We start from the raw sequence: 13477 nt of genomic DNA on the forward strand, positions 1-13477 counted from the left end.
AAAATGATCCTATCGAGTGTCCAAGTTGATTAGACCACCGCAATCCGTCCATGGAGGCTCGGTCGCGCCATCCATGGCGCTCACGCCCCCGCAACCGGACCCACCCCGCCTTCGACAGTTTTCCGCGATCTGCCTGCCCTGGTAGAGCCGAGCCATGCTCGGCTCTTTTCGTTTCGATCTCGAAATATTCGATTTCGATGGATTTTGATCCACGCATGGCGTGGATGGACCCACCGCCACCGGGAAACTGTCGAAGGCGGGGCGGTGTCGGATTGCGGGGTGTCCGCGGCATGGATGCCGCGGCCAAGCCTACAGGGACGTACTTGCGGCGTCCCCGCACTCCGACACCGCCCCGCCAAACCACGGATCACCCCAGAGCCGGCTGTTGCCTTTGACGTTGCTCTGGCTCGTAGCAGGTGCAGGGCGCAGCCCTGCCGACTCCCCCGCCGGGGTAAACTAGCCGGATGGCTTCCCGTCCCGCGCACGACCTGCTCCGCCGCGTCTTTGGTTACGACGATTTCCGTGGTCCGCAGCAGGACATCGTGGAGCATGTGGCTGCCGGTCACGATGCCCTGGTGCTGATGCCTACCGGTGGCGGCAAGTCGCTGTGCTACCAGGTGCCCGCCCTGCTGCGTGACGGCTGTGGCATCGTCATCTCGCCGCTGATCGCGCTGATGCAGGACCAGGTCGAAGCCCTGCGCCAGCTCGGCGTGCGCGCCGAATTCCTGAACTCGACCCTGGACGCAGAAACCGCCGCCCGGGTCGAGCGCGAACTGCTCGCCGGTGAGCTGGACATGCTCTATGTCGCCCCCGAGCGCCTGCTGACCGGCCGCTTCCTGTCGCTGCTGTCGCGCAGCCGGATCGCCCTGTTCGCCATCGATGAAGCCCATTGCGTGTCGCAATGGGGCCACGACTTCCGCCCCGAATACCGGCAGCTGACCGTCCTGCACGAGCGCTGGCCGGAGATTCCGCGGATTGCCCTGACCGCTACCGCCGACCCGCCGACCCAGCGCGAGATCGCCGAGCGCCTGGACCTGGCCGAAGCACGTCACTTCGTCAGTTCCTTCGACCGCCCCAACATCCGCTACACCGTGGTGCAGAAGGACAACGCCCGCAAGCAGCTGAGCGATTTCCTGCGCAGCCATCGCAGCGAGGCCGGCATCGTCTACTGCATGTCACGGCGCAAGGTGGAGGAAACCGCCGAGTTCCTGTGTACGCAGGGTTTCAACGCCCTGCCCTACCACGCCGGCCTGCCCTCGGAAGTGCGTGCCAACAACCAGCGTCGGTTCCTGCGCGAAGACGGCATCGTCATGTGCGCGACCATCGCCTTCGGCATGGGCATCGACAAGCCGGATGTGCGCTTCGTCGCCCACACCGACCTGCCCAAGTCGATGGAAGGCTATTACCAGGAGACCGGCCGCGCCGGTCGCGATGGCGAGGCCGCCGAGGCCTGGCTCTGTTACGGCCTGGGCGATGTGGTGCTGCTCAAGCAGATGATCGAGCAGTCCGAGGCCAGCGAGGAGCGCAAGCAGCTGGAGCGGTCCAAGCTCGATCACCTGCTGGGCTACTGCGAATCGATGCAGTGCCGCCGCCAGGTGCTGCTGGCCGGTTTCGGCGAAACCTATCCCAAGCCCTGCGGCAACTGCGACAACTGCCTGACCCCGCCTGCGGCCTGGGATGCCACCATCCCCGCGCAGAAGGCTCTGAGCTGTGTGTACCGCAGTGGCCAGCGCTTCGGCGTCGGCCACCTGATCGATGTCCTGCGTGGCAGCGAGAACGAGAAGGTCAAGCAGCAGGGCCACGACAAGCTGAGCACCTACGCCATCGGCCGCGATCTGGATGCGCGCACCTGGCGCAGCGTGTTCCGCCAGCTGGTGGCCGCCAGCCTGCTGGAAGTGGACAGCGAGGGCCACGGCGGCCTACGCCTGACCGATGCCAGCCGCGATGTGCTGACCGGTCGCCGCCAGATCAGCATGCGCCGTGATGCGGTCAGTGCCAGTACCGGTCGCGAACGTAGTGCGCAGCGCACCGGCCTGTCGGTGCTGCCACAGGACCTGGCCCTGTTCAATGCGCTGCGCGGCCTGCGCGCCGAGCTGGCGCGCGAGCAGAACGTACCGGCCTTCGTGATCTTCCACGACAGCACCCTGCGCAACATCGCCGAACAGCGCCCGACCTCGCTGGACGAACTGGCCCGGGTCGGTGGCATCGGCGGCACCAAGCTCAGCCGCTATGGCCCGAGGTTGGTGGAAATTGTGCGCGAGGAAGGGTAGCGCCAACCGTACGCTGATGCCCCTGTAGAGCCGAGCCCGCGCTCGGCTGCCGTTCGCGCAGAAGCAGCCGAGCATGGGCTCGGCACTACATTGGTGCAGCTCCAACCTTGAACGCACCATTCAGCATGAAGTGCATCCGGCCCCGCTTGCGGCTAAATTGACGCCATGTCCCTCGCCTCGACCCTGCTCCGTGTCGTGCTCATGCTCAGCCTGTTGCTCAACGGGCTGAACGCGGCCATGGCCAGCGGACACGAGGACATGGGTCGCATGGCCCATGCGATGACCTCGGCCATGACCGATGAGGGCGACGCGGACTGCCACCACCACGCCGGCATGACCGCCGACGAGACGCCGCAGGCCAAGGCTCCCGCCCATGACGCGCACTGCCAGATCAAGGACTGCGTGCGCAGCTGCGCCCAGCACCCGCTGCTGGCGGTGCAGGCACTGCCGTTCCTGGCCGGCCCCGGTCTATCCCTGACCCCGCAGCCGATGCCGGCCAACGGCCGCCCGGCACCGCCGCTGCCGCCGATCTCACGCCCTCCCATCGGCTGATCCAACACGCCTCGTGCGCGCTGCGCACTGAAGCCGGCCCTGCGCTGGCGTCTTTCCGTGTTTGGAGTCACCACCATGAGTACCCGTATTCCTCCTGGCCCGGGCGTTGTGCCCATGCCTTCGCGCCGTCTTTTCGTGCAGGGCATCGCTGCTGGCGGCGTGGTTGCCGGCATCGCCGCAGCCGGCGTCCCGCAGCGCGCGCTTGCCGCCGCCTCTGCCGCGCCACGCCTGGCCGGCGCGCCGGCGGTCATCAGCGATACCCGCGTTGAACTGGCCATCGGCGAGTCGCTGGCCAACTTCACCGGCCGCACCCGCCCGGCGATCACCGTCAACGGCTCGCTGCCGGCACCGATCCTGCGCTGGCGCGAAGGCCAGACCGTGGACCTGTTCGTGCGCAACACGCTCGGCCAGCACCCCACCTCCATCCACTGGCACGGCATCCTGCTGCCAGCCAACATGGATGGCGTACCCGGCCTGAGCTTCAACGGCATCGGCCCCGGCGAGACCTACCATTACCACTTCGATCTCAAGCAATCCGGCACCTACTGGTATCACAGCCATTCGCTGTTCCAGGAACAGGCAGGGCTGTACGGTGCGCTGATCATCGACCCGGCCGAACCGGCGCCCTACCGGCATGACCGCGAGCACGTGATCATGCTGTCCGACTGGACCGACATGGATCCTGGCGCGCTGTTCCGGCGCATGAAGAAGCTCGCCGAGCACGACAACTACTACAAGCGCACCCTGCCTGACTTCCTGCGCGACGCCCGTCGCGATGGCTGGTCGGCCGCACTGTCCGACCGCGGCATGTGGGGCCGGATGCGGATGACGCCCAGCGACATCTCCGACATCAACGCGCACACCTACACCTACCTGATGAACGGCACTGCGCCGGCCGGCAACTGGACCGGGCTGTTCCGCAGTGGCGAAAAGGTGCTGCTGCGCTTCATCAATGGCGCGTCGATGACCTACTTCGACGTACGCATCCCCGGCCTGAAGATGACCGTGGTCGCCGCCGACGGCCAGTACATCCATCCGGTCAGCATCGACGAGTTCCGCATCGCCCCGGCCGAAACCTACGACGTACTGGTCGAACCCAGCGGCCAGGATGCCTTCACCATCTTCTGCCAGGACATGGGCCGCACCGGCTATGCCGCCGGCACCCTCGCCGTGCGCCATGGCCTGCAGGCACCGATTCCTGCGCGCGACCCGCGCCCGTTGCTGACGATGAGCGACATGGGTCACGACATGGGCAGCGGTGGCCATGGTGGCCACGACATGGCAGCAATGAAAGGCATGGAAGGCGGCTGTGGAGCCAGCATGGGCCACGGTGCGCATGGCGGCGGCAGCGATGCCGCCAGCAAGGCGCCAAAGCATCCGGCCAGTGAGCGCAACAATCCGCTGGTGGACATGCAGAGCTCGGCCACCGAGCCGAAGCTGGACGACCCCGGCATCGGCCTGCGAGACAACGGCCGCCAGGTGCTCACCTATGGTGCGATGCGCAGCCTGTTCGACGACCCCGATGGCCGCGAGCCCGGTCGCGAGATCGAGCTGCACCTGACCGGCCACATGGAGAAGTTCTCCTGGTCATTCGATGGCATTCCCTTCGCCGGTGCCGAGCCGCTGCGCCTGAACTACGGCGAGCGCATGCGCATCGTGCTGGTCAACGACACGATGATGCAGCACCCGATCCATCTACACGGTGTGTGGAGCGACCTGGAGAACGCACAGGGCGAATTCCAGGTGCGCAAGCACACCATCGACATGCCGCCCGGCACCCGCCGCACCTATCGCGTGCGCGCCGATGCGCTCGGCCGCTGGGCCTACCACTGCCATCTGCTGTACCACATGGAAGCCGGCATGATGCGCGAAGTGAGGATCGAAGAATGAGCCGTTCCCTGCTTGCTCCGAGCCTGTTGACCCTCGGCATGTTGGCCGCGCTGCCCGCGTTCGCGCAGTCCCATGCCGGTCATGACATGACAGCGCCCTCGCCTCCTGCCGATACCACACCAGCGGCAGCGGCCGACATGGATCATTCGAAGATGGACCACTCGAAGATGGATCACGGCGCGATGGACCATTCAACGATGGATCATGGCGCGATGGATCACTCGAAAATGGGCCATGGCACGCCCGCACCTACCGAGCCACGCGAGCCGATCCCGGTCCCCACCGATGCCGATCGTGCGGCCGCATTCCCGCCCATCGCGCATGGTGCGATGGAGCACGCCCCGGAGATCAACAGCCTGCTGCTGATCGACCGCCTCGAACACTGGGACGGCAAGAGCAGCAACGGCCAGGCCTGGGAGGCCAGCGGCTGGATCGGCGGCAACATCAACCGCCTGTGGCTGCGTACCGATGGTGAACGCAGCCAGGGCCGCACGGAATCCTCTAGCGTGGAAGCACTCTACGGGCGTGCCATTTCACCGTGGTGGGACGTGCTGGTCGGCGTACGCCAGGACTTCCGCCCCGCCGATTCACGCACCTGGGCGGCGATCGGCATCCAGGGGTTGGCGCCGTACAAGTTCGAAAGCTCGGCCACGCTGTATGCCGGTTCCGGTGGCCAGCTGATGGCCAAGGCCGAGATCGAATACGACGTGTTGTTGACCAACCGGTTGATCCTGCAGCCACTGCTGGAAGCCACCGTGGCCAGCAAGGATGAACCCGAGTACGGCATCGGCCGCGGCCTCAACAAGGTCGAAGCCGGCCTGCGCCTGCGCTACGAGTTCAGCCGCCGCTTCGCGCCGTACATCGGCATCAGCCACGAACGCGCGTTCGGCGACACGGCGGACTATGCCGGCGACCATGCACGCGATACGCGCTGGGTCGCCGGCATCCGCATGTGGTTCTGAGCAGCGGATCATGAGCAGCAGCCAGCCCCGGCAACCGCCGGGGCCGGCTACACTGCCGCACGTTCCATTGCAGGCTGCACCATGTCGTTGCACATCCGCCGCGCCACCCTGGCCGACGTCGACGCCCTGTCGGCGATCGCCATCGCCACCTATACCGAAACCTGGGGCGATTCCTATCCGCCGCAGGACCTGCACACCTTCCTGCAGGATCACTACGGCACCGCACCGCAGCGGGTCGAGCTATCCGACCCGCGCAGCGCGGTGTGGCTGCTGCTGGAGGGCGAAACGGTGGTGGGCTATCTGGCCGCCGGCGCCAACACCCTGCCGCATGCGGACGCGCGCGACGGCGACGTCGAACTGAAGCGTCTGTACATCCTGTCCAGCCACCAGAACGCTGGCCACGGTGCGCGGCTGATGGATGCGTTCATGGCCTGGCTGGACCAGCCACAGCGCCGCACCCTGTGGGTGGGCGTGTGGGAAGAGAACTTCGGCGCGCAGCGCTTCTACGCGCGCTACGGCTGCAGCAAGGCCGGCGAGTACGACTTCATCGTCGGCGACAGCCGCGACCGCGAGTTCATCCTGCGTCGGCCCTGAGCGACCTCAGAAATCGAACAGCTCGGAGAGGAAGCTCTCCTTCTTCTTTTTCTTGTAACCCTGGCTGTACTGGCCACGGTTGTCATCATGGCGCTGGCCGAGATGACGGGTATCGCGGTGCATCACCGGCGGCGGTGCGACCTGCGGTTGCACAGGCGCGGGCCCTGGCGGCGGCATGGCGACGCCTGCACCATCGGTGGCGCGTTCGATGATCTTGTCCAGTTCGCCACGATCCAGCCATACGCCACGGCAGCTCGGGCAGTAGTCGATCTCGATGCCATGGCGCTCGGCCATCTGCAGGGTCTGGGTCTTGCACACGGGGCACAGCATTCGCATTGCTCCTGTCGGTCTGGCCTCGACTGTACCTGCGTGCGGATGACTGTGCGGCAACGCATGACCGATGGCACAGGGACTTCCGGCGCGTGCCGCCACGTCCGCCGCCCTGCAGACTGCCTCGCGACCTCGCTGCAAGGAATGCATGTGACTGCCCGCGACTCTATTCCCACCGGCATGCGCCTGTTGCTGGTGCTGCTTGGCGTTGGACTCGGCCTGAACGTGCGCGACATCATTGCCGCGCTGGGCGCGCCGATTCCCGCTCTACCCATCCCCTACGGAGGCGGCCTGCTGGACAACGCGCTGGCGGTGCTGGCCGCACTACTGCTGGCCACGCTGCTGCGTCCCCGCGGCGTGGGCCTGCTGGCCAGCCTCGGCCTGCGGCGAAACGGCACGCGTGGCCCGTTGTGGGTGCTGCTCGCCAGCTTGCCGTGCTGGCTGGGGCTGGCCATGCTGGGGACGCCCAACACGGCGCTGACGGCGCTGGATGCCACGATGCTGGCGGTGCTGTTCCCGCTGGCCGAAGAAGTGCTGTTCCGCGGCCTCGGCTTCGTGCTGTTGGTGAAGATCGTACGTGGACCCTGGCCGTTGCTCGCACTGCCGCAGGCCGTGCTGTTCGGCATCGTTCACTGGCTTGGCTTCGGCGGGCTCGACGGCGGCGGCACGGCCTTGTTCGTCGGTGTAGTGATCGCCTTCGGCGGCTTCATCTTCGCCTGGCTCGACCACCTCGACGGCAACACCCTGTGGTGCGGCCTGGCCCTGCACGTATCGATGAACCTGGCCTGGAATGTGTTCAGCCTCGACGACGCCGTTGCGCTGGGTTGGCAGGCCACCAGTCTGCGCATCGCCACAGCGCTGCTGGCCGTTGCAACGCTGGCGTGGAATGTACGCCGCCAGCGCAACAACGCCTTGTAACGCCCACTTAGCCAATCCTGCACACGGGGCTCACTGGGGGCTTGCGCATACTTGCGCGCCTTTCATGCCCTGCCGTCCGGAGTTGTTGCGTCATGCTGCTGTCCAAGCGCCACGTTGAACCACGCGTCCTGCTGATCGAAGACGCCGAGGAAACCCGTGAACTGAGCCGGATGGCGCTGGAGAGCCAGGCCTGCCACGTCGCAGGCGTGAGCAGCGCCGAAGCCGCGCTGGGCCTGCTGGCGGCCGGTGAGCGCTTCGACCTGATGTTCACCGACGTCAATCTCGGCCGGGTCAGTGGCATCGAGGCCGCCAACCGCGTGCGCGGTCTGTACCCCGAGCTGCCGATCCTGGTGACCTCGGGCATGGACCAGCATGCCGTGCTGCCGCAGCTGCAGGACGGCATCCACTTCCTGCCCAAGCCCTACAACATGAGCGAGCTGCTGGATGCGATCCGGCTGTGCTTCCGGCATGCGGACGTGGGCGTGTTGACCGGGGCGGATGCACAGGCAGCGTGAGGTCCCATCCACGCATGGCGTGGATCTACTGGCAGCATTTTCCGTTCACGCAACGGTGCGCATCGCAGTAGATCCACGCCATGCGTGGATGGAATTGGCCGTCAACCGCCGGTATACGGTCCTTCGCCTGGAAGCACCTGCAGCAGCGCACGGGTGATCACCCGCGGATACACAGTGAGATGGTCTTCGCCATCAATCACGATGTTCTCCACCTGCAGCTTGCGGCCACTGCGCTGCAGCTGGGCAGTAAAGTCGGCGGCCTGCTGCAGCATGTCGTTGCCGGTGGAGTAGCGCGGCCCTTCCTTGACCGTCTCGTAGCTGCCCACTGACAACAGCACGCGGGTCGGCTGCGCCGGGATGACGGCAGCGTCCTGCATGCGCGGCAGCAGGCCCTGGTCGAACCACAGCGACGGACTGGACAGGATGTAGGTGCCGAACATGTCGGGCTGGGTCGTCAGCACGTAAGCACCAAACAGCGCGCCATAGGAATGACCCGCGAACACGCGCCGGGCCGGATCGGTACGGTAGCGCGCATCGACCATCGGCAACACCTGCGCAGCCACAAAGTCGCGATAGTGCGCGGCACCACCGTAGATAACATCATCGCTGTAGTAGCCGGCTGGCGTGCGCACCGGGTTGCTGGGCGTGTAATCGCGCGAGCGGCTCTGCTTGGACGTCAGCCCTTCCTGCGGCGGCAACCCGACCAGGATGAAATCCTCGATGTTGACGCCCTGCTGCCCTACCAGGTTGCGCACGCTGCGCACCAACGGGAAGCTGTACAGCGCATCGGTCACGTACAGCACCGGATAGCGCTTTTCAGGATGCGCGGCATAGTCGGCCGGAAGCGCCACCCATATCGGATAATCACGACCAACAGGATCGTGCACGCGCAGCGCTTCGGTATCCGGCAGCACCACGCCCGGCACAGCGGTGGCCGCGCTCTCCTTCGCTTCACCCTGCGCGGCCGGCGGCGCCACCGACATCGCACAACCACTTACGGCCAGGCAGACCGCCACACTCCATCCACGCACACGCTGCATCCGTTCGCTCTCCCGTTGCGGGCGGCGCACGCAGGTGGCGCCGCTACCGCATCTTCACACGCCGCGTTGCCGTACGCCAAGCCACTCTCAGGGCGAAGCCGGCGGCGGTGCCGGGAACAGCGTCCGCAGGGCCTGCAGTGCCGCGGGGTGATAGATCGTCGCGTGGGTCTCTTCCGGCAGCGGCTGGTACTTCACCAGCGTTGCCGGTGATGCCTGCTGCATCACTGCCGCCAAGCGTGCGCTCGACGCGGCCAGCTCCGGCTGACCACTGCTGGCCAGGAACAGCCGTGCGCCACTGCGGGCAACTGACGGCAACTGCTTGCCTGCGCCAGACAGCAAAGCGCTGCGGTTCCACCACAGACTGGGATCCAGCGCGATATAACTGTTGAACAAGGTCGGTTCCTGCAGCAGCGTCTCGACCACGAACAGGCCCGCCAGCGATTCGCCGATCAGCGCGCGCTCGTCGGTGGTCGGGTAGCGCTGGCGCACCTGCGGCATCAGTTCATCGCGCAGGAAATCACGGTACGCCGCCGAGCCACCGATGCGCGGTGCGATCTTCTGATCCTCAGGATCACGACTGGGGCCGGTCATGTCACGGCGGCGCTCGGTGTTTTCGATACCGACCAGCAGGAACGGACGCATGCTGCCATTGCCAGTCAGCACCTGCACCAACCCGGCCACGTGCAGGAAGTCCTCGCCGATGCCGCCGTCCGGCATGTAGATCACCGGCAGCGGCGTCTTCGAGTCCAGGCCCCATGGCTTTGGGCGGTACACGTTGATGCGGCGGGTTTCGCCCAGCGCCTTGGATTCGATGGTGAAGGTTTCGCCGATGGCCAGCGGCGAAGCGACCGCCGGCTCAGCCGCAGACTCGGCGGCCATCAGCGGCGCGGCGGAGATTGCGGACAACAACAGCGACAGCACGATCAAACGCATGGGGCGGCCCATCCTGGGAAAGACGCTGAGCATAACGCCACGCTGATCGCACGGCAGACTTCATCTCGACCCCGATTGCGAAGATCCGCTGCTGAACGCTCGTCATGGGTTACCGAAGGTCTGACCCCACCCCGACCCGCACGCCTTCAACGCCGGTCCAACGCGATCACCGCCTGGCAGCTCCTGATCTGGTCGTCGGCGTCGCGTCCGATTCGAACAAGCGCCGCCGCAACCTCTGCTCGTAGTTGGGCGCCCGCATCACGTTCGCGGGCGCTGGCGGTGGCGTCGGACAGGCGACCGGTATGGCAGGCGGCGAGGTCGTTGCGCAACCGGAGACTGCCAGCACGCAGGCCAGCGACCACCTCGTCTTCCACTTCGGCCGCACGTTCGCGATCTTGTTCATGTCGTACTCCCAGCGAGGCCATCGCCCCGGTCTGTACCGCCTGTCGTTCGCGTGCTGCGCGCTCGGCCTGCATTGCCTCGGCGTGCTGCAGCGACGCAACCTCTGCCTTTGCGGCATCGCTGCGATCGCCACGCCAGCCCCAGCCAGCCGCGAACATCACCGACGACCACAGCACCAGCAGCGCTATCGCGATCAATGTGCGTGGCATCCCTCACTGCTCCGCCAGGCAGCGGGCATGACGCTGTTGCTGCCGTTGCCATACGCCCCAACACACCGTATTGGGCTGTCCGTTGACCCGGGTCGAGCAGTCGTAGCCCCCTGCCCGCTTCCACAGCAGCAGCGCATCGCATGCCTGGCGGTATTCACCTCGCAGGAGGTGCCCGCGCATGGACGATCCATTCCAGTTGCCGATCCCATACTGGTAGAGGAAGTCGACATAGGTGTCGTACTCACCCTGGGTCAGCGCGACGCCCGGCAACGATGCGCGGAACTGCGATTCCTCGCGCGCCAGATGTGCTTCCACGGTACGCAGCGCACGGACCGGTGTAGTCCGGTCTCCGAGCCGCACCGGCGTGCCATCCTCGCGTCGGGTCGAGCCAAAACCATAGGTCGGCCGATCATTGCGGGTCGGCACCACCGCCGCGTCGGTATAGCCCTCATGCTCGACAATGGCGATCAGGCCTGCGGCACTGAGGACCAGCGCGGCAACCAGACGGCGTACAGGCAACGCTGTGGCCGGCCTGCTCATTCGCGTCCCTTCCGCCGCCACTCGCGCAACCAGCGCCAGCACAGGTAAGCGATCTGCGCGGCGAGATAGATGATGGTCAGGACCACCACCAGGCGGTCCAGGGTTATGCCGGCGGCAAGTGCACCGGCAACGGTTACCGGCGGAGCCGATTTGGCCGCCGCTGCGCCCACTGCGCTGAAGATTTCTTCTTTCATGGAAAGTCCAGGATTCGATGCTGGCCACGACGTACGGAGGTGGCCGGGAGAGGTGCCCGTCTCGCTGCCGGCTGGGCGCGAGGGTTCATCCGGTCGGGAGACGGGCGAAAGTTGAGCCCACCGCTCATGCGGCCTGGGCGATGCCTTCCATCCAGCCGCGCACGCGCTGGAAGCCCAGCTCGACCAGATTCAGGTAATGCCGGTTGGAGACCGGTCGCTGCCCGCAGTTGGCGAGCAGCAGATTGGCGGTCTCGAAGCGCTCGACCTTGCGACGGCCGCGACCGCAGTAGTAGCCACGCAGTGCGCAGGCCATCGCCACGTTGTCACGGGCAACTGCGGTGATGATGTCTTCAATCTGCTGCGCCAGCAGATCCGTCTCCAGTGGCTTGTACCCCTGCGCACGGCCAGGCATGTCGCCGCGATGCTCGATCAGGACAGCCAGCAGGTTGCGTGATTGGAAGCCCAGGTATTCGCAGTCGCGATGCAGGGCGTACTCACCGCCCCAGTGCTCCAGACGGCTGCGGACGTATTCGCCGAACGTATCAAGCTGCATGGTGGGCTTCTCCTTGGATGGACGACGGACCCGGCGCGAACACATCCGGGCGCAGGAATTCGCGGCGGACCGCGCCGGCCGTGGCCAGCTCGATGCGTCGGCACAGACGGGCACCGGGCAACTTGTGGCCGCGGGCGATCATGTAGAGGGTCCGCAGCGCACAGCCGGTCTGGTGGGCCAGACGGCGCATCACGGGGCAACTGGGGGTGCCGTAGCCCCCTTGGGAGATGGCGTAGTCGATGAGGTTCATGGCCCACACATTACCGTCAAGGTAATGGATAGTCAATACCGTTTTGGTCATTTGCTGGATTGGTAATGCAGAGCACCATCTACAGATGGACGCCAGTACCGCCCGCACCCTCAACATGCGCCTCCGCGTTGCCGCTGCCGGCGGCCCGGCCGAATGGGCCCGCCTGTTCGGCGGCACCCGCTGGGCGCAGCCCCAGGTCAGCCAGTGGATTTCGGAGAGCAACCCGAAGAGCATCGGCCATCGCCTGGCCCGCGATCTCGAGTCGGCAATGCAGCTCCCGCACGGCACGCTCGACCGTGCCGATCAGGACGTTGATGTGTCGCTTCAGTCTCAATCTACGGGACTGGATTTCGAGAAGATGAGCGCTGCGGTCAAGGTGCTTTCGCACTACCTGGAGCTGGTCGGCGATCCACCGGAATGGATCTACGATCCTGTGCTGCTGGAGACCGCATTCATGGTCGTGGACGCGTTCGGTCAGCCTTCGGCGCCGGACAATGTGCTCGACCTGACGAAGCTTCTGGCAAAACGGATCAGGGAGGCGAAGGATGACTCACACGCGACTCGAGGAGCTCGCACAGCGGTTGGCCGCTAGGACCCAGGAACTGCGCGGCGGTCGCAGCCCGGCGCCGGCCTTGCGGGTGGTGGCCGGTGAGGCGCATGCAGCCCCGGGGGAACGGCGGATGGACGCCATCATGCGCGAGTGGCATTGCCGCATGATCCGCAACGTACGGCGGCGCTGGGGGGAGCCGATGCAGCATGTGATCGACCAGGCCTGTTGCGGAGTGGTGGACATCGACCAGCTCGCCGACGATGCCCTGATCCAGCTGCACAAGGACATGGAACGCGCCGAGGAGTGCATCCGCGAGGGGATTTCCTTCCACGACGCCGGGCTTCTACGCGCGCACTACGGTTGAAAAAGACCTGGCCGGTCGATTCTGACCGGCCAGAGTCGCACGATTCATTACTTCATATGCCCAAATTAATTACCTTAAAGGTAATTATTCGGTGTTGCTGGAAGATTTCCTGCGCCAGCGTCGCGGGCGTGGCCGACCGTGGCCGCACGCGGGCAACAAAAAAGCGCCTCTCGGCGCTTTCTGGGTTGCGCGGCAGATGATGCCGGCGCTGTCTACGATGGTGGGCCGTGATGGATTCGAACCATCGACCAAAAGATTAAAAGTCTTCTGCTCTACCGACTGAGCTAACGGCCCATGCAACATCCCTGCCTGTCGGCGGGGTGGGCATTCTACCCTACTTTGCGCGGCAGAGAGAAATCATTGCAGTATCGGCCTGCAGTTAAACCGTTCCATGCACCGGACGCATCTCAT

17 protein-coding genes and 1 tRNA gene are annotated in these 13477 nt (G+C 65.8%); 9 read left to right on the top strand and 9 right to left on the bottom strand.

What is annotated here, in order from left to right; genetic code table 11:
* Window positions 1-464: 464 nt before the first annotated feature.
* The 5 genes from recQ to HFK18_RS08000 all read left to right on the top strand — a co-directional run bounded on the left by recQ (window position 465) and on the right by HFK18_RS08000 (window position 6268).
* Complete coding sequence (gene recQ / locus HFK18_RS07980; protein ID WP_099818829.1) at window positions 465-2270, top strand: DNA helicase RecQ; 1806 nt, start codon at window positions 465-467, stop codon at window positions 2268-2270.
* Between the two features lie 165 nt (window positions 2271-2435).
* Window positions 2436-2822 (top strand): CopL family metal-binding regulatory protein, encoded by a 387-nt coding sequence (locus tag HFK18_RS07985; RefSeq protein WP_180165645.1) that lies wholly within the window; start codon window positions 2436-2438, stop codon window positions 2820-2822.
* A gap of 75 nt (window positions 2823-2897) precedes the next feature.
* Window positions 2898-4712, top strand: coding sequence for a copper resistance system multicopper oxidase (locus HFK18_RS07990; RefSeq protein WP_180165647.1), 1815 nt, complete (start codon window positions 2898-2900; stop codon window positions 4710-4712).
* A complete protein-coding gene (locus HFK18_RS07995; protein ID WP_180165648.1) occupies window positions 4709-5674 on the top strand; it encodes a copper resistance protein B in 966 nt (321 codons plus the stop codon). Before HFK18_RS07990 ends, HFK18_RS07995 begins: the two co-directional genes overlap by 4 nt.
* An 81-nt stretch (window positions 5675-5755) precedes the next feature.
* Window positions 5756-6268 (top strand): GNAT family N-acetyltransferase, encoded by a 513-nt coding sequence (locus tag HFK18_RS08000; RefSeq protein ID WP_180165650.1) that lies wholly within the window; start codon window positions 5756-5758, stop codon window positions 6266-6268.
* A gap of 6 nt (window positions 6269-6274) precedes the next feature.
* On the opposite strand, the gene HFK18_RS08005 is transcribed toward HFK18_RS08000, so the two are convergent.
* Window positions 6275-6598: a zf-TFIIB domain-containing protein gene (locus tag HFK18_RS08005; protein WP_180165652.1), complete on the bottom strand. Its 324-nt coding sequence runs from the start codon at window positions 6596-6598 to the stop codon at window positions 6275-6277.
* 180 nt (window positions 6599-6778) lie between these two features.
* Here HFK18_RS08005 and HFK18_RS08010 point away from each other — a divergent pair, with 180 nt between their 5' ends.
* On the top strand, window positions 6779-7516 hold the full coding sequence (locus HFK18_RS08010) for a CPBP family glutamic-type intramembrane protease (RefSeq protein ID WP_257216113.1): 738 nt from the start codon (window positions 6779-6781) through the stop codon (window positions 7514-7516).
* Window positions 7517-7608: 92 nt separating this feature from the next.
* Window positions 7609-8031, top strand: a complete 423-nt coding sequence (locus HFK18_RS08015) for a response regulator (protein ID WP_100553296.1) — start codon at window positions 7609-7611, stop codon at window positions 8029-8031.
* 101 nt (window positions 8032-8132) lie between these two features.
* On the opposite strand, the gene HFK18_RS08020 is transcribed toward HFK18_RS08015, so the two are convergent.
* The 7 genes from HFK18_RS08020 to HFK18_RS08050 form a co-directional block, all read right to left on the bottom strand.
* Window positions 8133-9071, bottom strand: coding sequence for an alpha/beta hydrolase-fold protein (locus HFK18_RS08020; RefSeq protein ID WP_180165655.1), 939 nt, complete (start codon window positions 9069-9071; stop codon window positions 8133-8135).
* An 87-nt stretch (window positions 9072-9158) separates the two neighbouring features.
* Window positions 9159-10004: an alpha/beta hydrolase-fold protein gene (locus tag HFK18_RS08025; RefSeq protein ID WP_180165657.1), complete on the bottom strand. Its 846-nt coding sequence runs from the start codon at window positions 10002-10004 to the stop codon at window positions 9159-9161.
* Between the two features lie 146 nt (window positions 10005-10150).
* On the bottom strand, window positions 10151-10615 hold the full coding sequence (locus HFK18_RS08030) for a lysis system i-spanin subunit Rz (RefSeq protein WP_180165659.1): 465 nt from the start codon (window positions 10613-10615) through the stop codon (window positions 10151-10153).
* 3 nt (window positions 10616-10618) lie between these two features.
* Window positions 10619-11155 (bottom strand): lysozyme, encoded by a 537-nt coding sequence (locus HFK18_RS08035; protein ID WP_180165661.1) that lies wholly within the window; start codon window positions 11153-11155, stop codon window positions 10619-10621.
* A complete protein-coding gene (locus HFK18_RS08040; protein ID WP_025874660.1) occupies window positions 11152-11349 on the bottom strand; it encodes a hypothetical protein in 198 nt (65 codons plus the stop codon). Before HFK18_RS08040 ends, HFK18_RS08035 begins: the two co-directional genes overlap by 4 nt.
* A gap of 124 nt (window positions 11350-11473) precedes the next feature.
* The gene (locus tag HFK18_RS08045; protein ID WP_100553301.1) at window positions 11474-11902 is read right to left on the bottom strand and encodes a hypothetical protein; all 429 of its coding nucleotides are present in this window, start codon (window positions 11900-11902) and stop codon (window positions 11474-11476) included.
* Window positions 11892-12152: a YdaS family helix-turn-helix protein gene (locus tag HFK18_RS08050; protein ID WP_025874662.1), complete on the bottom strand. Its 261-nt coding sequence runs from the start codon at window positions 12150-12152 to the stop codon at window positions 11892-11894. Before HFK18_RS08050 ends, HFK18_RS08045 begins: the two co-directional genes overlap by 11 nt.
* A gap of 85 nt (window positions 12153-12237) precedes the next feature.
* Between HFK18_RS08050 and HFK18_RS08055 the strand changes: the two genes are divergently transcribed.
* Both HFK18_RS08055 and HFK18_RS08060 read left to right on the top strand, forming a co-directional pair.
* Window positions 12238-12744: a hypothetical protein gene (locus tag HFK18_RS08055; protein WP_100553302.1), complete on the top strand. Its 507-nt coding sequence runs from the start codon at window positions 12238-12240 to the stop codon at window positions 12742-12744.
* A gap of 88 nt (window positions 12745-12832) precedes the next feature.
* Window positions 12833-13066 (top strand): hypothetical protein, encoded by a 234-nt coding sequence (locus tag HFK18_RS08060; protein ID WP_025874663.1) that lies wholly within the window; start codon window positions 12833-12835, stop codon window positions 13064-13066.
* Between the two features lie 218 nt (window positions 13067-13284).
* On the opposite strand, the gene HFK18_RS08065 is transcribed toward HFK18_RS08060, so the two are convergent.
* A tRNA-Lys gene (locus HFK18_RS08065) sits at window positions 13285-13360 on the bottom strand.
* Window positions 13361-13477: the final 117 nt, after the last annotated feature.

The sequence above is a fragment of the Stenotrophomonas sp. SbOxS2 genome (genome assembly GCF_013416715.1).
Lineage (GTDB): Bacteria > Pseudomonadota > Gammaproteobacteria > Xanthomonadales > Xanthomonadaceae > Stenotrophomonas > Stenotrophomonas lactitubi.